Origin of the sequence: Paenibacillus residui (assembly GCF_042677205.1) — a bacterium.
Lineage (GTDB): Bacteria > Bacillota > Bacilli > Paenibacillales > NBRC-103111 > Paenibacillus_L > Paenibacillus_L residui.
Genome location: NZ_JBHTIU010000039.1, coordinates 94,302 through 116,709 on the forward strand (window position 1 = coordinate 94,302; position 22,408 = coordinate 116,709).

24 protein-coding genes are annotated in these 22,408 nt (G+C 50.6%); 8 read left to right on the top strand and 16 right to left on the bottom strand.

The window, feature by feature from the left end; genetic code table 11:
• Nucleotides 1-5 precede the first annotated feature (5 nt).
• The 4 genes from ACFQ03_RS12430 to ACFQ03_RS12445 form a co-directional block, all read right to left on the bottom strand.
• On the bottom strand, nt 6-641 hold the full coding sequence (locus ACFQ03_RS12430; protein ID WP_144937763.1) for a DUF4004 family protein: 636 nt from the start codon (nt 639-641) through the stop codon (nt 6-8).
• 739 nt (nt 642-1,380) lie between these two features.
• Nucleotides 1,381-1,938 (bottom strand): HAD-IIIA family hydrolase, encoded by a 558-nt coding sequence (locus tag ACFQ03_RS12435; protein ID WP_379288433.1) that lies wholly within the window; start codon nt 1,936-1,938, stop codon nt 1,381-1,383.
• A gap of 20 nt (nt 1,939-1,958) precedes the next feature.
• Nucleotides 1,959-2,663: an AIM24 family protein gene (locus ACFQ03_RS12440; RefSeq protein ID WP_379288435.1), complete on the bottom strand. Its 705-nt coding sequence runs from the start codon at nt 2,661-2,663 to the stop codon at nt 1,959-1,961.
• A 17-nt stretch (nt 2,664-2,680) separates the two neighbouring features.
• The gene (locus tag ACFQ03_RS12445; protein ID WP_144937755.1) at nt 2,681-3,127 is read right to left on the bottom strand and encodes a hypothetical protein; all 447 of its coding nucleotides are present in this window, start codon (nt 3,125-3,127) and stop codon (nt 2,681-2,683) included.
• Nucleotides 3,128-3,300: 173 nt separating this feature from the next.
• On the opposite strand from ACFQ03_RS12445, the gene ACFQ03_RS12450 reads away from it, so the two are divergent.
• Nucleotides 3,301-3,912: a 2'-5' RNA ligase family protein gene (locus ACFQ03_RS12450; RefSeq protein WP_186328365.1), complete on the top strand. Its 612-nt coding sequence runs from the start codon at nt 3,301-3,303 to the stop codon at nt 3,910-3,912.
• 36 nt (nt 3,913-3,948) lie between these two features.
• Nucleotides 3,949-4,617 (top strand): GNAT family N-acetyltransferase, encoded by a 669-nt coding sequence (locus ACFQ03_RS12455; protein ID WP_379288438.1) that lies wholly within the window; start codon nt 3,949-3,951, stop codon nt 4,615-4,617.
• Nucleotides 4,618-4,741: 124 nt separating this feature from the next.
• Here ACFQ03_RS12455 and ACFQ03_RS12460 read toward each other — a convergent pair whose 3' ends face one another.
• The 4 genes from ACFQ03_RS12460 to queD form a co-directional block, all read right to left on the bottom strand.
• Nucleotides 4,742-5,572, bottom strand: coding sequence for a metallophosphoesterase (locus ACFQ03_RS12460; protein ID WP_379288698.1), 831 nt, complete (start codon nt 5,570-5,572; stop codon nt 4,742-4,744).
• Between the two features lie 42 nt (nt 5,573-5,614).
• Nucleotides 5,615-6,361, bottom strand: coding sequence for a 7-cyano-7-deazaguanine synthase QueC (gene queC / locus ACFQ03_RS12465; protein WP_379288440.1), 747 nt, complete (start codon nt 6,359-6,361; stop codon nt 5,615-5,617).
• 110 nt (nt 6,362-6,471) lie between these two features.
• Entirely contained in the window at nt 6,472-7,155 is a 684-nt protein-coding gene (locus ACFQ03_RS12470; RefSeq protein ID WP_379288442.1) for a 7-carboxy-7-deazaguanine synthase QueE, read from the bottom strand.
• Entirely contained in the window at nt 7,152-7,625 is a 474-nt protein-coding gene (gene queD / locus ACFQ03_RS12475; protein ID WP_144937736.1) for a 6-carboxytetrahydropterin synthase QueD, read from the bottom strand. Before queD ends, ACFQ03_RS12470 begins: the two co-directional genes overlap by 4 nt.
• A gap of 413 nt (nt 7,626-8,038) precedes the next feature.
• Between queD and ACFQ03_RS12480 the strand changes: the two genes are divergently transcribed.
• Both ACFQ03_RS12480 and ACFQ03_RS12485 read left to right on the top strand, forming a co-directional pair.
• Entirely contained in the window at nt 8,039-9,430 is a 1,392-nt protein-coding gene (locus ACFQ03_RS12480; RefSeq protein WP_379288445.1) for an RsmB/NOP family class I SAM-dependent RNA methyltransferase, read from the top strand.
• Between the two features lie 135 nt (nt 9,431-9,565).
• Nucleotides 9,566-10,141, top strand: coding sequence for a DUF4269 domain-containing protein (locus tag ACFQ03_RS12485; RefSeq protein WP_379288447.1), 576 nt, complete (start codon nt 9,566-9,568; stop codon nt 10,139-10,141).
• A 112-nt stretch (nt 10,142-10,253) separates the two neighbouring features.
• Here the strand turns inward: ACFQ03_RS12485 and ACFQ03_RS12490 are convergent, their stop codons facing one another.
• Nucleotides 10,254-11,027: a DUF6081 family protein gene (locus ACFQ03_RS12490; protein WP_379288449.1), complete on the bottom strand. Its 774-nt coding sequence runs from the start codon at nt 11,025-11,027 to the stop codon at nt 10,254-10,256.
• Nucleotides 11,028-11,601: 574 nt separating this feature from the next.
• On the opposite strand from ACFQ03_RS12490, the gene ACFQ03_RS12495 reads away from it, so the two are divergent.
• Both ACFQ03_RS12495 and ACFQ03_RS12500 read left to right on the top strand, forming a co-directional pair.
• Nucleotides 11,602-12,414, top strand: a complete 813-nt coding sequence (locus tag ACFQ03_RS12495; RefSeq protein ID WP_379288451.1) for an undecaprenyl-diphosphate phosphatase — start codon at nt 11,602-11,604, stop codon at nt 12,412-12,414.
• A 355-nt stretch (nt 12,415-12,769) separates the two neighbouring features.
• Nucleotides 12,770-14,092, top strand: coding sequence for a hemolysin family protein (locus ACFQ03_RS12500; RefSeq protein ID WP_379288700.1), 1,323 nt, complete (start codon nt 12,770-12,772; stop codon nt 14,090-14,092).
• Between the two features lie 57 nt (nt 14,093-14,149).
• On the opposite strand, the gene ACFQ03_RS12505 is transcribed toward ACFQ03_RS12500, so the two are convergent.
• The 4 genes from ACFQ03_RS12505 to ACFQ03_RS12520 form a co-directional block, all read right to left on the bottom strand.
• Nucleotides 14,150-15,157 carry a hypothetical protein gene (locus ACFQ03_RS12505; protein WP_379288453.1) on the bottom strand — a complete coding sequence of 336 codons (1,008 nt, stop codon included), beginning with the start codon at nt 15,155-15,157 and terminating at the stop codon, nt 14,150-14,152.
• A 130-nt stretch (nt 15,158-15,287) separates the two neighbouring features.
• The gene (locus ACFQ03_RS12510) at nt 15,288-16,076 is read right to left on the bottom strand and encodes a Cof-type HAD-IIB family hydrolase (RefSeq protein WP_379288455.1); all 789 of its coding nucleotides are present in this window, start codon (nt 16,074-16,076) and stop codon (nt 15,288-15,290) included.
• A gap of 55 nt (nt 16,077-16,131) precedes the next feature.
• Entirely contained in the window at nt 16,132-16,872 is a 741-nt protein-coding gene (locus tag ACFQ03_RS12515; RefSeq protein WP_379288457.1) for a pseudouridine synthase, read from the bottom strand.
• A 1-nt stretch (nt 16,873) separates the two neighbouring features.
• Nucleotides 16,874-18,511 carry an RsmF rRNA methyltransferase first C-terminal domain-containing protein gene (locus tag ACFQ03_RS12520; RefSeq protein WP_379288459.1) on the bottom strand — a complete coding sequence of 546 codons (1,638 nt, stop codon included), beginning with the start codon at nt 18,509-18,511 and terminating at the stop codon, nt 16,874-16,876.
• A gap of 109 nt (nt 18,512-18,620) precedes the next feature.
• On the opposite strand from ACFQ03_RS12520, the gene ACFQ03_RS12525 reads away from it, so the two are divergent.
• Complete coding sequence (locus tag ACFQ03_RS12525) at nt 18,621-19,100, top strand: thioredoxin family protein (RefSeq protein ID WP_144937710.1); 480 nt, start codon at nt 18,621-18,623, stop codon at nt 19,098-19,100.
• A gap of 137 nt (nt 19,101-19,237) precedes the next feature.
• Here the strand turns inward: ACFQ03_RS12525 and ACFQ03_RS12530 are convergent, their stop codons facing one another.
• The 3 genes from ACFQ03_RS12530 to ACFQ03_RS12540 form a co-directional block, all read right to left on the bottom strand.
• Nucleotides 19,238-19,657: a DUF309 domain-containing protein gene (locus ACFQ03_RS12530; RefSeq protein WP_379288461.1), complete on the bottom strand. Its 420-nt coding sequence runs from the start codon at nt 19,655-19,657 to the stop codon at nt 19,238-19,240.
• Between the two features lie 385 nt (nt 19,658-20,042).
• The gene (locus ACFQ03_RS12535; protein ID WP_144937704.1) at nt 20,043-20,849 is read right to left on the bottom strand and encodes a GTP pyrophosphokinase; all 807 of its coding nucleotides are present in this window, start codon (nt 20,847-20,849) and stop codon (nt 20,043-20,045) included.
• Between the two features lie 21 nt (nt 20,850-20,870).
• Nucleotides 20,871-21,968 (bottom strand): quinone-dependent dihydroorotate dehydrogenase, encoded by a 1,098-nt coding sequence (locus tag ACFQ03_RS12540; protein ID WP_379288702.1) that lies wholly within the window; start codon nt 21,966-21,968, stop codon nt 20,871-20,873.
• 264 nt (nt 21,969-22,232) lie between these two features.
• Here ACFQ03_RS12540 and ACFQ03_RS12545 point away from each other — a divergent pair, with 264 nt between their 5' ends.
• Nucleotides 22,233-22,367: a hypothetical protein gene (locus tag ACFQ03_RS12545; RefSeq protein WP_260982093.1), complete on the top strand. Its 135-nt coding sequence runs from the start codon at nt 22,233-22,235 to the stop codon at nt 22,365-22,367.
• Nucleotides 22,368-22,408 lie beyond the last annotated feature (41 nt).

Sequence of the window (22,408 nt, forward strand, 5' to 3'; positions counted from 1 at the left end):
AACGCTCACCTCACAGGTTGATTTAGCATCAAATTTAAATCTTTCGACAGGTCTTCCAAATCCACCTTATCGACCAGCACCGCAGCCGGATCGATCAGCAGCCTTCCTTCCTGCTCGGCAAGCAGAAACAGCAGCGTCCCGTCCTTGCTGACCACATAGACCGAGACATTCGTTCCCTTGATCCGAGGAAGCCATTCCTTGGCGCACATAACGAACCTCTCGGCTTCCTTGTCGCTTAAGGGGCATTTCTTGATCAGGGACCCGGTCAAGTGGATAAACAGTACCTCCATGAAGCTAAACCGGTCCTTCAGCAGATAATGCTCAAACCACCGTACCGCCTCCTGGTGAATTCCGGGCAGACGGCGAACCTCGGAAGCTTCGTAGGTCCGGCTTCCCGTCTCCGGCGAGAACAATTCGCTCAGCTCATCCAGGGTGTACCGATCCTTAAGTCGCTGTATCTCATCAATCCGTTTAAGAATTTGCTCCCTGGGAAAGAACGTCTCCTGACCGGTGAAAGAAGATTGTTTGATAAACCAGGCTTCCGGAATCAAATTCTGCCTCTTCCAGCGATAAAGCTGACCATAAGAGATACCGGTCGTCTTCAGCAGCTCTTTCTTAGAAATATATCCCAAAGTATCCATCGGCCATCCCTTCAATCCCTTTGTGTAACATTGTTATATTCGCATTGTAACAAAACATTGTTACATTAACAAGCCTTTTTTTTCAAACTCATATAAGGTTGGACATAGATTGCAGCTAGAATAATGCATAAATATCAAACCATCGCTCGTTCGGCGGTAGCGATTAACTGTATTTTATGTAGGTAGATTCCCAACTAATGGTAAAAAGTGATTGAGTAAATGGAAAAACTACATTTAGAATCAAGACTTTTTGCTAAAATCACTTTTTTGCACAAACTAGCTGTAGTTTTTCCACTTAGTTTCCGTCTTTTGCTCCAGAGGAGCAAACTAGCTGTATAAAATCCAGTTAGATATGCCATGTCGCTTGAGAAGGCACCGGCAGAAAATGAAAATAGACGGATTATCAAGTTAGATGCACCATTCTGTAAGTAGACTGATTGCATGGACCGGCAGAAAGTGGAAATAGATGAGTTCCAGTTAGACGCACCATTCCGTTTGCACAGCACCGGCAGAAAATGAAAATAGACGGATTATCAAGGTAGACGCCCTAGTCGGAAAAGAGTCAGCATAAGGGCCGGAATTAAACAGACAAATTTCCTAATAACGTCAAGGGTTATTGAGCAATTTCAAGCTGGGAAAGTCCGTTGTAAATTCTACAAAAAAACGGTCGGCCCACAAAACAATTAGGCCAACCGCTATAACATTCGTGAGCGGTCCTCTTCCCAGGGACAGCCCCGCTTTATTCCAATCCACGCCCCGTTTGATAATGCCGAAGAAGCCAGCTTGCCGCCTTGGGCAAATCCTGCGCCACATAATCCGGCTCCGTCTCCGCCCAAGTATGCCGATACTCTCCTAGAGACTGCTCCCCCCAGCCTGTACGCACCAACACCTTAACTGCTCCCACCTTGGCGGCAGCCAGCATATCTGTGGAACCGACATCGCCGATCACGGCGCAGCGCCTGAGGTCCAACCCGTGTTCGTCGGCCGCCTGCTCCAGCATGGCGGTTCCCGGCTTGCGGCAAAGACAGGGCTCCTCCGAAGAATGCGGACAAATGTAAGCCTGATCGAAGCCGTACCCGGCGAACTGTCTGCTGAACTCCCCCTCTGTCGCTTGGCCGCGGGAGATGCGGTGCTGATTCGTAAAGGCAAAGAGCTTCAAGCCGGCTTCTTTAAGTTGCGCCAGAGCCTGCTCCACCCCCGGATACAGCTCGAAATCCCGGGGATGAATAAAATGCCCGGTTCCGCCTAGCGTACCGTCGCGATCGATAAACACCGCTTGAAGAGCCCCGTTACTCATTGTAAAGCCCCCTTGTTGATTTACTTTATGAATACTCCGCCGAAAGGAATGATTTCCCGCAGCAGCCGTTTGATCAGGCCATCGTCCTGCAAATGCTCCTCAAGCCGCAGTCCCGGTTTACCCGTCTGCATCAGCACGTATCCTTGCCCGGTAATTTTCCAATGGTAATTCATGTGCTGCCCGGCCAGTTGATTTCCGTATACGCATAGATCCAGCTTGGCATTCTGCGGATAAGCGACCAAACAACCCGCATCGATATAAATCGGCTCATCTTCGGACAGCTTCATCTCGACCAGCGGCCCTTGGGATAAAATCCCGATCTCGCCTTCCCCGAAAAACTTCATCCTCACCCAATCCCGGGTGACAACCACATTTTTCATTCGCTGTATGACGCTTTTCATTTGGACACCGGATGTGTAGAACAGGACATGGCGCACATCGAACAGAAAATCCTCCTGGTCCTTGACCGGAATACTTCTTACGCTATACCCGGCGGGAAGCGACAGAACGAACCGGCAGGGTCCGGACAGATCCGACCGGAGCCACTTCTTCTTGCGAACCATTCCTTTCAAGTCCATAATCCGGTCTTCCCGCTGATGGGACGCCCCCTGGAAAGCGATGATCATTTCCGAATGAAGCATATACAGCTTCTCGTGATCCTCAAGCCGTACTTCCATGCCCAAGCTTTGTCCGTTGCCGGGATGAATATTATATATAATGTCCATAGCGTTCCCCTTGCCTTCTACTTGCTTCTCAAGAGCACCCGCATTCCCCGCGTCAGGACAAAATAGCCGATGACGAGTCCGGCGGCCGTCAGAACCAGCGTGCGAATCCGCGCTGAATGCTGCCGTCTCTCCTGCTCGGATTGCTGCAGCTCGAGGACCATTTGCAATAACTCCCTGTTCTGCTCCTGAAGCTTCTTATTATCCTCCAGAAGCGCCTGCTGCCTCTTCTCGTAGCTCTGGACAGCCTCTTCCGCATTCTGCAGACGGTTTAGAGCGGTGTCATAATTTTGGCGTACCTGCTCATAATCTTCCTTAAGCCGGTCGACTTCTTCCGGCAGCTCCATAATGCCTTTCATCGTCCCCAGAAAACCTGCATAAGCCGGAGGATGAGCGGACAACCAAAGCAGAGCTCCCCATAATGCGAGAATCGGGAGCCGGAACCTACTCCATTCTAGCCTGTTCACCGCCCCACCCCTTTCTATTCTCTTATCTATCTCTTATACGTAATCATAAACCCAATCGTTTCCAAAATAAAAGGGGTATCCCGAAATAAGATAAAATATTTCTCAGTTGCTATACTACGAATCACCTTCGACCGTTATAATACAGAATAACCTTCATGGATGTCTTTCGAGAAATGACGACAGGTAGACAGAGTAAGAAAAATGAGGAAGGCGGGGAATGCATGACCAAGTATGCGGTTGAGCTTTTTTTTGACGAGCGTACGGAGCAATATATTCGCGGGCTCTGGCGGGAGTTGGAACAGAACGGGATAACAGACAGTATGATGTCGATTGCCGAAATCCAGCCTCATCTCACCGTGGCCGTTTATGATGATTTGGAAGCCGGGGAGTTCGAGGAGGAGATAGCCTTTTTTATGCAGGGGGCTCCTTCGCTGCCGGTACGCTTCGACAGCCTTGCCTGCTTTCCGGCCTCGGGAACGCTGTTCCTCTCTCCCGCTGTCACGGCGGGTCTGATGCAGCTGCATCAACGGTTTCACAGCCGCTTCCATAAGCTTCGCCCGAAGGCGGCTCCATATTATTTGCCCGGGAGCTGGAATCCGCACTGCACATTGGCCGTCAATTTATCCTCCGTACAACTTAAGGAAGCCTTCCATTACATCCTCGACCGGTTCAGCCCTTTCCAAGCCGGCCTGCAGCAAATCGGGTTGGTTCAGCTAACCTTCAACGAGGAACAATTATGCATCCGCAGCCGGACCATCTTCACCCTGCCTCTGACCGATGCATGAAGTAATCAATCGATGGATAAGGAGGAAGTCCAAGAGATGTGTGAATCAACCAACGAGCTTCTGCTGCTGGAATTTCCGGAACAATTCGAAACCGAACGGCTTATTATCCGTGCCCCGCAATGGGGAGACGGCGCCGCCGTCAATGAAGCGATAAGGGAAAGTATAAACGAGCTTCGTCAGTGGATGCCCTGGGCCTTGACAACGCCTACGGTAGAGGAGACCGAAGCCAACATTCGCAGGGCCAGGCTGCAGTTTCTGGAACGGACGGATATGCGTCTTCATCTCTATGACAAGGACAGTGGAGAATTGATAGGATGCAGCGGCCTACATCGAATAAACTGGAAGATTCGCAGCTTCGAAATCGGTTACTGGCTGCGCACCTCGCAGACGGGCCGCGGCTGGATGACCGAGGCGGTACACGGCATCACCCGTTTTGCCGCCCGGCAATTGCAGGCTAACCGGATCGAGATCCGCTGCGACTCCCGCAATGAACGGAGCCGCCGGGTCGCGGAACGCTGCGGATTTACTCTGGAGGGCATTCTTAGAAGAGAAGATGCCGCCGTACATTCCCCGGCGGAAGAGGTTCCTTCCGACCGCCAGACTTCCGGGGTGTCTGACAGCGTGCCGCATCAAGCACAGGCCGCCTGTCCGCAGCTGCGGGATACGATGGTCTTCTCCAAGATACGGGGCATAGAATTCTCGTAAGAAAAAGTAGAAAACAACCATCATATTTTCCTGCAGGCTTGAATATGATTCTATCAATAGCTTGTATAAGTAAGTTTGCGGTCCATAACATAGCACGGCAGGCCAAGCTCCGGTCCGGGTCATTTCATAGACTGGACCCGGAAGTTTCGGCCGGCTCGATCCGGTACACCGCAATTTCCGGCCGGCAGTTCAAGCGGACTGGCAGCTTAACGGTCCCGAGACCGCGGCTGATTCCGAAATAACGGCCATGTCCCAGACGGCTCAGCCCGATGGGATAATCGCGATAAGCTCCCCAGGTCCGGCCGAAGCACCGGATTTGTCCGCCGTGGGTATGCCCCGCTAACAGCAGGTGGAAACCGAAAAATTGCTCCTGCAGGTACCGGACTATACTGGGGCAGTGAGCCATGACTATGGAGAAGGGAGCAGTCGCAGGATCCGGAGCACCTGCGTTCGGGGCGGAAGGGATCCGTTCGTTCCCGTATACCGAATTATCCAACCCATAGAGGTGGACAAGGCTTCCCTTGCAGCGGAACGATACGGAGTCATTTTCCAGCACGTTCATGCAGGATTGTAAGCGGGACAAGTATCCGGGGTCGTCAATCGGTCTTTTGCGGAACAGAATAGACTCTTCCCGTTCGTAATTGCCCGGTACAAAATAAACGGCCGTCTCGCGCGGAAAGTGCCCGATCTCCCGGAGCACCCGGGGAAGCTGCCTCCTGTTCGTCGCCAAATCACCGGTGATCAGGATGAAATCCGGGACGGACTCGGACACCAGACGGCTTAGCCGTCCGTTGACCCCTGCGGTCAAACCGTGAATATCCGACAGATGAACGAAGGTAAAAGGAGCTTTCACCACATCGCTTTGTATTCGATACTCGGAGATATCTATCCACCAAGTATGATAAACATAAAGCAAGAGAAGAAGGAGCAATACCGCCGCCATTCCAATCGCCATAGCCAATGGATCACCGTCTTCCGGAATTTTCGTTGTTCGGGCTTATGACCTTGCAGCCTTGTAAGGAATCGGGTCCTCTAGACCGGCCTCCGCGAACCCTTTTAACCGCAGACGGCAGCTATCACAGGTTCCGCAAGCTTCTTCACTGCCGTTATAGCACGAGGTTGTCAAATGATAGGGGACACCGAGACGCGTCCCTTGCCGGATGATTTCCGCCTTGCTCCAATGAAGGAGCGGAGTCGCGATACGAATGGCTTGACCCTCGGCACCGGCCTTGGTAGCAAGCTCGATCACTTCCTCGACCTTGCGGATAAACTCGGGGCGGCAATCCGGATAGCCGCTATAATCGAGAGCATTGACCCCGATATAGATCGCTTCCGCGCCGGAAACCTCTGCGAACGAGGTGGCGATAGAGAGGAACAGCAGGTTTCTGCCGGGAACATACGTCACTGGAATGTCCTCCTCACCGTTGCCGGGTGTCCCGTCCGATGCATTCGAATCGTCGGCTGGTTGGCTTACATCCGGAACATCAATCGTTTCGTCGGTCAGAGCGCTGCCGCCGAACTCCTTGAGGAAGCCGAGTGAAATGATTTTATGGCGCGAAGCGGCACCGTAAAATTCGGCCACCCGTTTGGCATTTTCTATTTCCATGCTGTGCCTTTGTCCATAATCGAAAGTGATCGGATAGATTTCATAGCCTTCTTCTTGGGCTATCCCCATACAGGTCGTGCTGTCCAGACCTCCGCTCAGAATGACAACCGCTTTTTTCACCGCTTTGTTGCTAGCCATTATCAACCATCCTTACTTAACCGTTTTCTTTGTGCATACGCGCTGATTTCTGTTGGCATCACATGGGAATCGGCCCGACACAGCGAGCCGATCCATTCGATTAGTCCCCACTAGACCCCTCTGGCGGCCGGGTCCCAAATGACTTTATGGAGCTGCATATTCAGCTTGACGTTAACAAGTGCATGCTTAAGCATCAATTCAACGAGCCTGGCCGGAGGCATCGTTTCCCATACCGGACTGAAGAGCGCCAGAGCTTCGGTCGGATATTGGGCCAGCACTTCGCGGGCGAAATGAAAATCGGCCTCGTCCGCAATAACGAACTTGACTTCGTCCTGCTTCCTGAGCAGGGCAAAATTGCCGTGAATCATCTGCTCCGTCTCGCCGGACCCGGGAAGCTTGTAATCCATAATATATCTGACCTTGGAGGAAGTGACCTTGCTTAGGAACGGGGCAAGATCTATCGCTCCGTTCGTCTCGATATGCACATCGACAATTTGCTCCAACGAGGATAAGGCTTCGATTAATGCAAGGGAATGTTCGCCGTACAAGAGGGGCTCCCCGCCCGTCAGACACAGATGCCGGGAAGAGTACCGGCCCACCTCCCGGACGATTTCTTCGATCGTCATCACTTTATCCGCTTTATCCGGGGGGTAACTGTATGTCGTATCGCACCAGACGCAGCGGAGATTGCAGCCGAACAAGCGGACGAAGACGGTGGGGAATCCTGCCCGCGTGCCTTCCCCCTCAACCGTCTCAAATATTTCTACCATAGGCAGCTTGACGTCTTTCATCATTCAGCTTCCTCCATCATGGACCGGGTTACGGCCGCGTAGCTTGTCGGGGTTTCCCATAACCGCAGCTCCTCCAGCTTGACGGCGGGGTAGAGCCCTTCCTGGACGAGACCCTCGTTAATCTGCTCGTACATCCAGACGATCATATTCTCCGCGGTCGTATTCATCGGAGGGAGCACTTCGTTCAAATACTGATGGTCCAGGCGGTCAATAACTCTTTCTTTGGCAATCCTTTTGATATCGCCGAAGTCAATCACGATTCCCCGTTCATCTACCCGGCCTCTCATGACAACCTGCAGTTTATACGTATGGCCGTGCAAATTTTTGCATTTGCCTTCATAGCAATGCAAATGATGGGCGCTGTCAAATGTGAATTCCTTAGAGACAAGCACCTCTTTATGATGGTATTTCAACTGGTCGGGCTGGATATCCTTCCCCAGAATTTGAACCTTGGTCGGAACGTTATAACTCATGGCCACCACCTTCACATAACTAAAAGACTGTTGAATTAAATGCTACGCCAAATTAAGGCAATCGAATAGCCGCGCATATCTATAACAGAGCCGGCGGCCGCTCCAATCTTTCATTACCTTCTCTATGAAACAAACAAGAGGAGTCATGACAAACGCAAGAGACGATCGCCCCTTAACTCATCAGTCTTCAAATAAACATTATATTATTATACCATGCGGGCCTTGCTTAGAAAAGAAGAGGAAACAGAGCAGGAGGCTGTAAAGTAACGGCCCGGCTTCCTAATGCATCCTTCCTTGCGAAGCAAAAAAACAGCAGCTTTTTTATCATTTTCCCTGCTGGAATTTAAGCCGAAAAATCGTTATCATGAAAAAAATAAATGCATCATCTATCCCGCTAAAAGGAGTTCCTCGCTTTGAGTACAACATTACCCCAAGCATATATAGATAAAATACAACGTCAATTGAAAGAAGATGCCGAAGCTTTCTTCCTGAGCTACAGCGAAGCCCGGACACACGGTCTGCGCCTGAATCCTCTCAAAGTGGAGCCGGACAGTCCATGGGCGAAACGGCTGCAGGAGCTGTTCAAGCTTGTCCCTGTTCCATGGTGCCCGACCGGCTATTACTACGAGGAGCCGCACCGGCCCGGCAAGCATCCGTATCATGCCGTTGGCCTGTATTACATCCAGGAGCCTTCCGCCATGTCCGCAGTGGAAATTCTCGACCCGCAGCCGGGAGAAACGATTCTTGATTTGGCCGCCGCACCCGGGGGGAAATCAACGCAAATCGCCGGCAAAATGAAAGGCAAAGGATTACTGGTGGCCAATGAGATCCACCCTGCCCGGGCTAAAATATTGGCCGAAAATATCGAGCGGATGGGAATCCGCAATGCGGTAGTGACGAATGCGGCGCCGGACGTGCTGGCTGGCCGGTTCGCATCCGGCTTCGACCGGATCATGCTGGACGCGCCTTGCTCCGGCGAAGGAATGTTCCGCAAGGACCCGGATGCCGTCGGCGAATGGTCGCCCGAGCATGTCGCCATGTGCGCCGCCAGGCAGATGGACATCCTCCGGCACGCCATTCCGATGCTGAAGCCGGGCGGAAAGCTGGCCTACTCTACATGTACCTTTTCCATAGAAGAGAACGAAGAGGTGATCGCCCGGATTACGGAGCAGTTCCCCTACATGGAGGTGCTGCGAACCGAGCGGATTTGGCCTCACCTGCATAAGGGGGAGGGCCATTTCGTCGCTTTGCTGGAGAAGAGGGAGGAGGGGGAGGAGCAGCTTGCGTCCGGCCGTTCAATGAAGCCGCCTTCCACGCGCGTGAAAGGCTCCGCCAAGCATCGGATGCAGACTAAGGCTATTGCGGACGCCTGGAAGCTGTTCTCCGGCTTTGCAGAAGCCTATTTGTCCAGGCAGCCGGAGCTTCCTCCGGGAGAGGCCATCCTGTTCGGGGAGCAGCTTTACTGGCTGCCCCATGACACCGAGGGCCTGTGGTCGGCGTCCTCGCTGGACGGATTGAAGACGGTCCGGCCCGGACTGCATCTCGGCACCGTCAAGAAGAACCGCCTGGAGCCGGCTCACGCTTTGGCTCTCACTTTGCGGGAGGACATGTCCCGCCACCCTCTAACGTTAGCCGCAGATTCTCAGGAAGCCGCTGCTTATCTCCGTGGAGAAACCTTGACGGTAAAAAGCGGCCGGGAAGGATGGGCTCTCGTAACCATTGACGGCCAGCCGTTAGGCTGGGGCAAGGTAAGCGGGGAACAGTTGAAGAACCATTATCCGAAAGGCCTGCGCTTGCCCCGTTAAGCATTGCAAAGCCCGAGCTTGGCCTGGCTTAGTTCAACGGCTTGTCTCCCGCCGGGCAAGCAAGCACACTCTAGGCCGAATGATTTTAAGCGCAACGCAAATAAGGCGGATATGTAATCAGGAGGATTGTTGACCATGGACAGCACCCAGCCATATAACCGGTGGAAAAGCACGGAATATTTACGCCGGGGTACCCCGAGGCAGCAGCGGGCTTATGAAGCGCTTGCCGGTCTGCAAATCAATGAACGGCTGCAGCCGTTCGATCCGGTATTGGCCGGGACCATTCCTCTGGGGATCGATACCGAGGTCAGCGATCTGGATATCATCTGCAATGCAGTACCGTCGCTTCTGGCCGGCGCCCTAAGCTCCCACTATTCCTCACTTCCCGGCTTTACACTGCACGAAACAATCAAGCAGGGCATTCCCGCTCTCGTCTGCCGCTTCCAATTCGAGGGATGGCCGATTGAAATATTCGGTCAGCCGATCCCGGTCGCCGAGCAGAACGCGTTAATTCATATGGATATCGAGCATCGCCTGCTGTGCCTCGCCGGGCCGGCGGCCAAACAGGCCATCATGCAAATCAAAAGAGAAGGCTGCAAGACCGAGCCTGCTTTTGCCCGCTTCTTTCGCATCAAAGGCGATCCTTATGAGGCTCTGCTCGTCCTGGCCCGCTGCTCCGACGAGGAGCTCCGTGTTATATTCGAGCTGTGAACGGCAAATTGCACCCTATGCGCATTAATGCAGACACCTGTAAAGACAACGTAGATGCTTACTCAACAGCCAGAATCATTCATGTCAATCATCACCAAACGAGGGCGGATCTTCAATCCTGTTCCACTGGATTCCCGTTCTCTTGCTTCTCCCCGCTCTCTTCTATCGTAATGTTAACCGGCGACCATTCCCCGATCACGGTCTGTCCATGCACCGATACGCTGCCTTCCGGAGTCAGGTCCTTCTCGGTCATGATGCCGAGCGCAACGGTAAATTGATTGAGCTTGAGCGGAATGTTCCTCTCGCGGCGGACTTCATGTCCGTTAATATAGAATACTGCTTCATTGACGGAACGATCATAGATGATTTTGTAGGTGTTGAATTCGCGAGGCTTGAAATGATCCTTCTCCTCTTTAAAAATACAGAAATATTTCGTCTTGTCCGATTCCGGAACCTGCACGCCCGGAAATGGCAGAACCGCGTAAACACTGGCATACTGATCGTTGCTCACGAAGAAATCAAGGGCGCCGCCGGTCGTAAAGTCCAGCAGGTTGAGGGAAACGTACCCGTCATATAAATCATCGGGGACCGTATTCTGTGTCCGTGCGCGGATCTGCAGCTCGAAGCTGATTTTTCCGTTCTCCGGCACTTCCACCGGTTTGGCGGAATAATACATATGCTTCGCATTATCCAAAATTTGGATTTTATCATGACTTCTGCTAAGGGGCGCCCGTACGTAAAGAATTCCGTTGCGAACAATAACGACCGCTTCAGGCTCACGGTAACTCCAGAACGAGCCGTCCGGCAGCCGGAACCCGCCAATCGTCCAAACCTCCCCTTCCGAAAGAATCGTATGGAAATCTCCTAACTGTATCTCTTTCCTCATCGGTCATTCTCCTATCTGTATGCTGGAATCCGGGCCACCCATTATGATCGGTGTCCGGCCGCTTTTATCTCATGAGACGGTTTAAATGCTTCTGCTCCCATTGTAACATATGGGGTGCCGCACCTCTAAACCCGGACTGCAGCTGCTTCCCAGGTAATATTCTCCATAGGACTGATTTCATACACCCTCTACTTTTTTCGACAAAGATTCTTAAATTTTCGTTTACTTTATCAGCTTGGCTTTGAAAATGCACTTAATTCTATTATTATATAAAAAGCTAATATGGAAGTTTATCGGAGAGGTTGTCGAATTCTTCTTTAGCGGAAGCTTTTTATGCGATTCGGCGCTGCTTGTCCTTTGATGTCTATCTCAAATGCCTGCATCGTATAAAAAGCTAATATGGAAGTTTGGCGGAAGCTTTTTATGCGATGCGGCGCTGCTTGTCCTTCGATGTCTTTCTCAAATGCCTGCATCGTATAAAAAGCTAATATGAAGGTTTATCGGAGAGGTTGTCGAATTCTTCTCTAGAGGTTCTCAACACTCTATTAATCTACTTTATTTGGAGGAACTAACATTGGAAAGCTTATGGGAAACACTAAAATACGCCATTCTAGGACTGATCCAGGGCTTCACTGAACCTATTCCGATTTCGTCCAGCGGGCATCTGGTCATCGCGCAGCGGCTGTTCGGATTGGAAATCGAAGGGCTGAGCTTTGAGGTGCTGGTCAATTTCGCTTCGCTGCTCGCGGTATTGCTTATTTACCGGCAAGATCTCATTCGGCTCACGGTCAATGGATTCAAATATTTGACCAAACGGGACGAGAACTGCCGCGGTGATTTTATGTTCATTATTTATTTAATCATTGCGACGATTCCTGCCGGTGTCATTGGAGTCCTGTTCAACGACTTCATCTCCGATCGGCTCAAGGGCCTCAACGTTATCGGAATCACCCTGCTCGTTACAGCGGTTGCGCTGTTTCTTATCCGGAATCTTCGCGGACGCAAGGGGGATCAGCAGCTAACGTTAAAGGATTCCATTATTATCGGATTAGCGCAATCCGTTGCGTTAATTCCGGGAATCAGCCGCTCCGGAGCCACGATCGTCGCTGCCATGGCTCTTGGAATGAAACAAGAGACGGCTCTTCGCTTCTCTTTCTTCCTGTACATTCCCGTCAGTCTCGGGGGGATGGTTCTGGAAGCCAAGCATATCGCCAGCGACCCTGATTTGGATCGGCTGCTGCTGCCCTACGGAGCGGCGTTCCTGGTCGCCCTTGTGGCGTCCTATTTCTCCCTTAAATGGTTTATGAACATCATGAAGAAGGGCAATCTGTTGTACTTCTCCATTTATTGTGTCATAGCCGGTCTGGCCGTCCTTCTATTTCTGTAATCCGGCTGCTTAAAAGTTTCATGCAAACCAGGAACTCAAACACTTTTAGCGCTTCAGTGACCCTCTTTCCGGTCGCTCTAATAAACTATCATCCTCATGAAAACCGTTGGCCCCCAAGCCGGACGGTTTTCTTTGATTTCATAGAACTGCTTATTCCTTTATCAAGAAAGAAAGTTAGCTTACATATTTTTCTCATTTCGATTATAATAATGCTAAATGGGGTGATCGGATGGAAAGTTGACGCTTAATTTCACAGTTTTTTCCGTACCGTAGTTTCTATTCTTAATTATGCGGAGGTGAATATCCAAACCCGGCTGGGGGAGGATCCTTGTTGGAAGATGGCATACCGATATTAATGAATTTATTATTGGTAATGTTTTTAGTATTGTTAAACGGTTTTTTTGTCGCATCGGAATTTGCGCTGGTTAAGGTCCGGGGCAGCCGGATCGCACAGTTGGTGAATGAAGGCAACGCCAGAGCCAAAATTGCACAGCACGTAACCTCACGGTTGGACGCTTACTTATCAGCTTGTCAGCTTGGTATTACACTGGCATCGCTAGGTTTGGGATGGGTCGGTGAACCCGCTATTTCTCATTTGATCGTTCAGCCGATTTTAGCATACCTGAATGCACCCGAATATTTAATCACACCGGTTTCCTTCGGAGTTGCCTTCGGTACTATAACCATACTCCATATTGTCTTGGGAGAGCTTGCTCCCAAAACTATAGCCATTGTCAAAGCGGAACAGACAGCTCTATGGCTGAGCGGCCCTTTAATGCTGTTCTACCGGATTGCGTATCCGGCCATCTGGCTGCTGAATGGAACCTCCATTCTGCTGCTTCGCTGCATTGGAATTCATCCGGCCTCCGAGCATGATGCCGGTCATACAGAAGAAGAAATCCGCATTCTCATGAAAGAAAGCCAAAAAAGCGGACATATCGATCAGGAAGAGCTTACTCTGGTCGAGAACATCTTCAACTTCTCGGAGCGTGTAGCCCGGGAGGTTATGATCCCGCGAACCATGATGGAATGCTTATATACAAATGCTTCATTCGAAGAGAATTTGGAAACCGTTATCCAAAGCAAACATTCCAGATATCCGATAGCTCAAGAGGATAAAGACCGAATAGTGGGTATTGTTCATTCTATAGATATTTATAATGCGGTTCTTAAGAAAGGCAAGGAGAACTTGCAGCTTGAGTCCATGATTCGCCCGGTCATTCATATTCCTGAAGCGATGGAAATCAGTCAGGTGCTTCGTGTTATGCAGAAGGAGAAGGTGCAAATCGTCGTTGTCGTGGATGAATACGGCGGCACGGCGGGGATCATCACCATGGAAGATATTATTGAAGAGATCGTCGGAGACATTCAAGACGAGCTCAAAATCGAAAGAGCCCAGGTGGAGATTCTGAATGACCGTACTTCTGTGGATGGAAGGCTGCTGATCGAGAAGGTTAACGAAATGTTCGGACTGGATATCTCCGATGAGGAAGTCGATACGATCGGCGGTTGGATTTACAGCCAAATCAACGGCCAGCCCCAAATCGGACAGACGGTTTTCTATGAAGATGTACAGTTTCAAATTACAGACGTGGAGCATTTTCGAATTCATCGCGTCGATATCTTTGCTCTTCCCTTGTCCGAACGAATGGAAGACAGTCAAGAAAGCATAGCTTAACCAAAGGAGCCCGGCTGATAACCAGCCGGGCTCACCCATTTTATCTCTAGCCAGCAATTAGTGAACGGGTGTGGATTCAATGAACATTTCTTCGATTGTCTTGTTCTTGGACAGCATCGTCAGGCTCAAGGAATCATAATCCTGCTCCTTATCCAATTCATTTAGAAGAAGAGCGGCGATTTCCTCGGAATCTTTGGCAAGATCCGGTTCCCGAAAATCGATAAACCCGGTTAATTGCCGGCTGCCCAAGTCGACTGTCGCGGTTCCGATGGGCAGTCCCCCGTGGGACTTCTGGTAAATTTCATAAGTGAGCGTATCCCCGTCATCCCTGACGAGAAAGACGGAATAATCATCATTCAGGCTATTTTCCATCTCTTGTTCATCGTCCGGGAGAAGCGACTCGTGATCCAATTCCATCGTCGTCAGAAGCCCCTTATCATAATAATGCCTCAGAGAGAAATGATCGATTAAATTTTCATCGAAGTCGGACACAATCAATTCCGTAATATCATCGATCTCGTCCTCCGATGGAGGGGCGACCCAATGAATTTCTCCATCAACAATGTTCTGGCCTACATCCAGGAACGCCTCAACCAGCCATTCTTCCTCTTCATTATAAACGTGATAATGGACGAATTCTTCCGATTCCTTCACCGCGACCAGCTCATAGTAGCCCTCAGCAGCCCTGTCTTCCGCTTCGAGCTCCGCTTCCGCCGTATGATCCGAATCCGGCGCATCCCATTCCTCCGCCTCATCCGTTTCGTCAGCCATCTCCACCTCTTCGGCATTCACTATGTGCTCATATGGGCTATAAGTCACTATTACGCTGCATTCGGCAGCATTGACGGCATCGGTGAACGATTGAATATAATTGATGAGAAATGGCTCCACTTCCTCTTTAACCGAAGCGGGCAATGATTTCTTCTCCAGTTGGACCGCACCGGACACCCTGTCATTTTCCCGGTACACTAAAGTGAAACTGCCTATAAAACGTCCATTCAACAAAATATCCCCGGTTTCTCCGCCGGCGGTCTTAAGATCAGGCCTGATGATCAGCTTTGCCATCGGGTTACCCTCCTCTAATCATTGAATCGGTTTCCTTGATAGCTTGTCCGAATTAAGGCAAGGATAACCATGACCGGCGGCAGAAAACGGATTAGAAATTTGTCCTTATTGCGAAGGATGAGTAAAGTATTTATTCAAAATATTTGCGAAGCGCAAGGTAGACTCCATCCTCATTGTTGGACGCAGTAACTTCGTCGGCTGCTTGCTTAACCTCCTGGGGCGAATTATCCATGGCAATTCCCAGGCCGGCGTATTCGATCATATCCATATCATTGTAATAATTACCGATAGCGATTATTTCTTCCCGGGAAATCCCGCGGATTCGGGCCAACTGCTGCAATGCATTCCCTTTGCTGGCCTCCGGATGCATCCAGTCGATAAAATTCAAGTGACTGCGGATCATGCGCAGCGGGGTTTTCCATACTCCCCATTCTTGTTCCGCCTGATCCACCTTCTCTTTCTCACTGTAAATTGTGAACTTGACGATCGGCTCCTTGAATTGCAGCAGATCTTTATAGACGATCGGGGTCATTTTGAAGCTTTCATACATCTTCTGTTCCCATTCGGTCACATGCTCCAAGTACAATTCGAACGGCGTGCAAAGATCGAAATGAAGGTTATTTTCCCGGCAAAAATGAATAAAAGGCACTACCTCTTCTATAGTAAAGGAATGCTGATGAAGAACGGCCATTTCCTTGGAAGCCACGGTTGCGGCACCGTTATGGGTAATCATAATGCCTTCCAGGCCCATTTCCCTAAGATAAGGAACCGCGTTAGTCGGACTTCTTCCCGTACAGAGCACGATCTCCGCGCCCGCGTGATGAATTTCCCTTAATAAATCGGCTGTCCGCGGCGTCAGTTCATGGCGGTCATTCAGCAGGGTTCCATCTACATCCAGTGCAATAAGCTTATAGTTCATGGTTTCGTGCCCCTCCCTTAGCGTCTTGTCAATCTCTGGTCTGATTCTCTTTCTTCTATAGCGTTCCGTCTTTCAATCCCTTCAGCTCGTCCTCTGTCAATTCCCTATAGCCACCGAGCGGCAGATGATGATCGAGGCGAAGGGTTCCCATTGAAATTCGCTGCAAATAGACTACCAGCTTGTCTACTGCTTGAAACATTCTTTTGACCTGATGAAACTTGCCTTCTCGGATCGTAAGCTCAATTTTGGAAAGCGGACGCTCTCCATCCTTGACATCCAATATAACGAGCTCGCCGGGAAGAGTCACATAGCCGTCATCCAGCCGGACTCCCCGCTTGAATGCTTCAACGTCCTCCTCCGTGACTTTCCCCTCCACTTCCGCGTAATAGGTTTTGGGGACATGCTTTCTGGGGGAGAGCAAATTGTGGGCCAGCTTGCCGTCATTGGTCAACAGAAGCAGACCCTCCGTATCCTTATCCAGCCGACCGGCAGGAAACACGCGGAAATGACCGACCTCCGGACCGAGCAAATCGAGCACCGTCCGTTCCCTGACGTCTTCGGTGGCCGAAATAACCCCCTGCGGCTTGTTCATCATAATATAAATGAATTCCTTATACTCAACGGGTTCTCCATCTACCCGAATCTTATCCTTTTGCGGATCGATTTGCAAACCGCTGTCTTTCACTACGGTTCCGTTAACGAGAACGGCTCCCCGTTTGACCAGCTTTTTGATTTCGCTGCGTGTACCCCAGCCCGTATGTGCCAGCAGCTTATCCAGACGCTGGGTCGCTTTCATATCAAGTCATCCTCCATCCCGGCGGGTATTCGTTCTTCAGTATTCCGTCCTGCCATTTTCCCCAGCCGGCAGCATAGCCGTCTATACATACCAGACACCAGCCTTTGGCAGGACATTGGCCCGCTCTAAGTATATCAACCTCCGCAACCGGAAGTGTATCGCCTCTTAAATAATTGACCGCCTCCATGGATTGCGAGGATAAATTCACCCGGCGGACCGCTTCCTCCGCTTTCAATCCCATGGCCAGGGCGTGTGATGGTATGAACCGGTTGTGGCGGATCGTACCGACGTACCAACCGGGTCTCGACACTTTAAGTCCATCGAGAGCCGGTGGGTAAGCCGGTGTCAGATACAGACGGTCCCCGTACACTACGAGCTCGCCGGGCGGATGAACGGTCAGATGTTCCTTAATGAAGGCTTCCCATGCCGCTGTCGCCGCCATGAAAGTCTCTTTCGGTTTACCCTTGCCGTTCTTGTCCCGTCTACTGCGTCCTGCCTCGGCCTCCTTATGCCCCCTCTTGCCGGGCCCTGCGGCCTTCCTTGCCAGCCTGCCTGCGGCGGCATTCACCTTAATTTGGCCTGCGTGACTGACCGACAGGGTGTGCTCATCGGCCGAACGGATGTAGACTGATGCTTGAACGTCACGTTCCTCCGCTTCATCCGCCGAAGCTGCATGAGCCGCATGGGCCTTCTCAAGCACCGCTGCAAAATGCCCCTCCCCCCGCACCAGATGCGGCCACAGCCGGACGGTTCCAGGCAGTGGCGCCGGACCGGGAATGCCGCTTCCTTCCCTTCCGTCATCATTCTTCCATGAGGTCGGCCCGCTCCAGTCCGCTCTGCCGGCCGAGCATCCTTCCGCCTGCACGGGAACAAGCCGAAATTCCGGATGTCTCTTCAGGAAGGAGACGATCATGGCTTCGTTCTCCTCCGGGGAGAAGGTGCAGGTGGAGTAGACGATTCTGCCTCCCTCAGTCAGCATCATGGCCGCACTCTCCAGTATGTCCTTCTGCAACGCCGAGCAGCGCTCCACAGAATGCTTCTCCCATTGAGCGGCCATTTCCGGCTCCTTCCGGAACATTCCTTCTCCCGAGCAGGGTGCATCGATTAAAATCTTATCGAAATAATCGGCAAAGTGGGTAATCATTTTTTCCGGAAGCTCATTAAGTACAATGGCGTTGCGGATACCGGCCATTTCCACATTTTTCACCAGCGCTTTGACTCGTTCGGCCTGATTATCGTTAGCCACGACAAGCCCTGTTCCCTGCAGCTTGGCGGCGATTTGGGTCGTTTTCCCTCCGGGAGCCGCGCACAGATCGAGCACGCGGTCGCCGGGACGAATCTCTAGCAGCTCTACGGGAAGCATCGCGCTCGGCTCCTGAATATAGTACAGGCCGGCATGATAATAGGGATGCTTCCCCGGCCGCTCTCCTTCCGGATAATAGAAGCCCGTCGGACACCACGGCACTCTCTCCAGGGCGAAGGGAGATATTGTGGCGAACTGTTGTGCCGCCACTTTCAACGTATTGATCCGCACCCCATAATGGCGCGGGTCATTGTAGGAGCTGTAGAAATCCTGGAATTCGTCCTTGAGCAGGCTCTTCATTTTTCTTATAAAAGCTTCTGGAAGCTCTATCGTCATGGTGTTCACTCTTTCGTCAACAATTTGCTAGTTTCAGAGAAAAATATAACAATAAATCGTGAAAAACAGAAATCAATCATGCTATAATGGTTACGGAAAGGTGGGAACTATGAAAAAATTAGCGATTTATCTTTCGATCATTGTTGCGGTGTTCGTTCTTCTATTTGTGATTAACAAGGCCACCGTTAGCTCCAAGGACAGCAAAGCCAAGGAACTGTATGGAGTTTCGGCCAGCAAGCTGCATCCCGATACGGTTAAACAGCTGGAGGATCCCAATTATCAGAGCATCGTTCTGCCTGAAGATCTGGCGAAAAGCGTAAACAACAAGGAATCGATGTTCGTCTATTTCTTCTCCCCGGACTGCCATTTTTGCCAGCGGGTAACGCCGATCGTTTATCCAATGTCTCAGGATATGGGAATCGAATTAAAGCAGTTCAACATCCTGGAGTTCAGAAATTACTTAAGCACTTATAATATCCAGTCCTGGCCAGTGCTTGCCTACTTTAAAGAGGGCGTTGAGGTAGATCGCATCGTAGGTGAAGTACCCCAAAATGAATATAAGCAATTTTTTGAAAAATATAAACAGTAAATTTTGGACCAGTAAAACAACATTGCAAAGTGGCGCATAACCTTCGGAATGTATTCCGGGTACTTTGGAACTTATATATTAATAAATTTGGCAGCCTTGGGCTGCTTTTTTTATTTGCCCGTCTATTGGTCCGTCGGTTAATCTTCCTCGTGCAGAGGTTGGGGATTGACCGCCCATTCCGCGACCTTCTCCTTGAGCGCAGGATCCACGATACGAATCGTCAGATCGTAGAATTCGAATGGCTCCCGATCTATATTCTCCAGCTTCTCCCGATACTTTTCACTCTCGCTCAACAGCTGTCCCAAATCAATTCCCAACGAATCCGGCGGATACTTGCGCAGCTTATCGATGGCCTGCGCAAACATTTTGCGGGCTCCGTTCTTATTGCCGTTGCGAAAATGATACAAGGCAACGGCCACCTGAAGCAGACCTTGGTACAAAAGGTTTCTGCCTTCTTCCAGCCAGAGCTCCTCAAGCACTTCGTGGCATTCGAAATAATCTCTTTCCGTATTGAAATAGTGCAGGTAGGCCAAATATAGCGGACTGTACTCCATCATTTCCCCTCCTTTTTTCGAGTATTTTGCGGGGAGCCCTGCTAAAATCTCCACAAAGTGAAACATAACCTTCGTAGATATTTTGCGGGGAGCCCCGGAACTTATACAATTCTATCCGGTACACTATAACCCTTCGAGCCCAAAGAATTTATATTGCCTTATCCTGCAGACGTTTGACTAATGACCGCTTGCCTCTTCTATTGCCGACGATCTACCTTGAAAATCCGTCTGTTTCCCATTTTCTGCTGGAGCTGTGCAAACGGAATGGCGCGTCTAAATGGATTTTGTACAGGCAAATTCAATCGATTTGCAAAAACCAACCAAACTTACTGGAAAAAGAACCCCCTGTAATCCGGCGCCAACAGACAGATAACAGGGGGTAAATGACTTATTTGCGATCAAGCTCTTTTTTAGCCCTTGCAATCGCTTCCTCTATGGATAAGGATAGCTTTTTCAAGCTCCATATATCTTCCGCTTCCCATAGTTCGTTGAACTTGAGCTGGAATTGGACCGCTTCGCGGACCCTCCGGTAAAAATACAGCTGCTGAATATCGTTCAACACCTTGGAAACCAGTACCGACTTATCTTCGAACAGCATCTGCGATTCCATAATTTCGTCGCGAATGCTGGACATTTCCTGATCCAACAGGTAGGCCGCCTCCGCCGCCTTGCTCAAACGGCGGGTCACATCCTCCGGCAGCGCCCCTTTATATTTATAATTCAATGAATGTTCTATTGTGGCCCAGAAATTCATGGCTAGGGTTCGAATCTGAATTTCTGCCAGAACGATTTTCATCCCCAGTGCGGACTGTACAGGATATTCCACGATAATATGATAGCTCCGGTAGCCGCTGGCTTTTTTGTAGGTGATATAATCCTTGCAGTAGACAACCTTCATATCCTGACGCTGACGGATCAATTCCGTCAGTCTCTGAATGTCTTCCACAAACTGGCACATTATTCGAATGCCTGCTATGTCTTCGATCCCTGTTTCGATATCGTCCATGGAGACATTCAGCTTTTTCGCTTTCTCCAATATACTGGAGATTCGTTTAACCCTTCCAGTAACAAATTCAATGGGGGAATATTCTTCGCGACTTTTCAATTCCGAACGAAGCGTCTTAAATTTCACTTTCAGCTCTTCAACGGCTTGTTCGTAAGGAAGAAGAAACTTACTCCAATCTCTTCCATCCATTGCATTCCCTCCTCTCGCCGTCTATTCCGGTACGTCCGCACCGACAGCTTCGGATATATGGGACCATCCGTCTCTTTCCAGCAGCTCCAACAAACCGGCATTTAATCGTTTGATCAGTGCGGGGCCTTCGTAGATTAAGGCGGTATACACTTCGACCAGATTAGCCCCTGCGCGGATTTTGTCATAAGCGTCCTGCGCTGTGAAAATACCTCCGCATCCGATAATCGGGATGCGGCCGCGGGTCAGGCGGTAAATGCCGCGAATGACCTCGGTGGAACGATCCGTCAGCGGCTTGCCGCTTAATCCTCCGGTTTCGGAAGCATTCCGATGAACCAGACCATCCCTGCGAATCGTCGTGTTCGTGGCAATAATTCCGGATACCGGGCTGGCCAGGATCGTATCCATAATATACTCCAAATCTTCCCCGGAAATGTCCGGAGCGATTTTTACAAGCACCGGCTTCTTCTGAGCACCGGATTGAGTTTGCTGATCCCGTTCTTCCATTACCGCTTCCAAAAGCTTTCGTAAATCGTCGCCATGCTGCAGCTTTCGCAGATCGGGCGTGTTAGGCGAACTGATATTAACCACAAAAAAATCCCCGTAGGGGTAGAGCTTGCGCAAACATTCGCGATAGTCCCGTTCCGCCTCTTCATTGGGGGTTATTTTGTTCTTGCCGATATTCACCGCCACCGGAATGGTTCGTTGGCCGGTTCGGCGCAAATTCTCCGCCATCTGATCGGCTCCAACATTATTAAACCCCATTCGATTAATCAATGCAAGGTCCTCCGGAAGCCGGAACAACCGCGGACGGTCATTCCCCGGCTGAGGCTTCGGAGTTACCGTACCGACCTCCATAAATCCGAAGCCGATCGATGAGAAACCGGGAACGGCCTGCCCGTTCTTATCCAATCCGGCGGCCAGTCCGACCGGATTAGGGAACTCCAGATCCCATAGCTTGACATTCAGCTTAGGTGAGGGAGGGGTTCCATATATCGTCTTCATCCAGGAAGTCATTCCCGGGATACGCGAAACCTTGTCCAGTCCGTTAACAACAAGATGGTGAGCCTTCTCCGCATCCATCCGGAAAAAGATCGGTTTGCCTATAGATCGGTACAGCATATCAACAACTCCGTTCGCTAATAGTCCCAACGAACAGTTTACCTCCTTGCGAAAAAAAAAGAAAGATGCAACTTGACCCGATCCTCCGCAAGGAAGCGGACCATCCCCATCCGGCGCCGCAAGATGCCGCGAAATAGCCAATACATGCGGCATTCGCGGGCCGGGGGAATTCTCTTCTCTCTCAAATGCATATGAGGACGCTGTCAAACCGGAAAGATTGTGATAGAATATAGGCAGTATAGAAAGAAAGGTTGCTGGGAAGCGATGAAAAGAAAGCCAATGCCTTACTCGCAGCGCAAAACGAAAGAAGAAGTTAACAAAAAGGCGATTATTTGGGCAGGCGGTATTTTTGCCGCGATCGTTATTTTGATGGCTGTGCTGCTGATCGTAAACAGCTAGAGAAGCCCGGTATTTTTCTATTTCATTGTAGAGGGGACAGA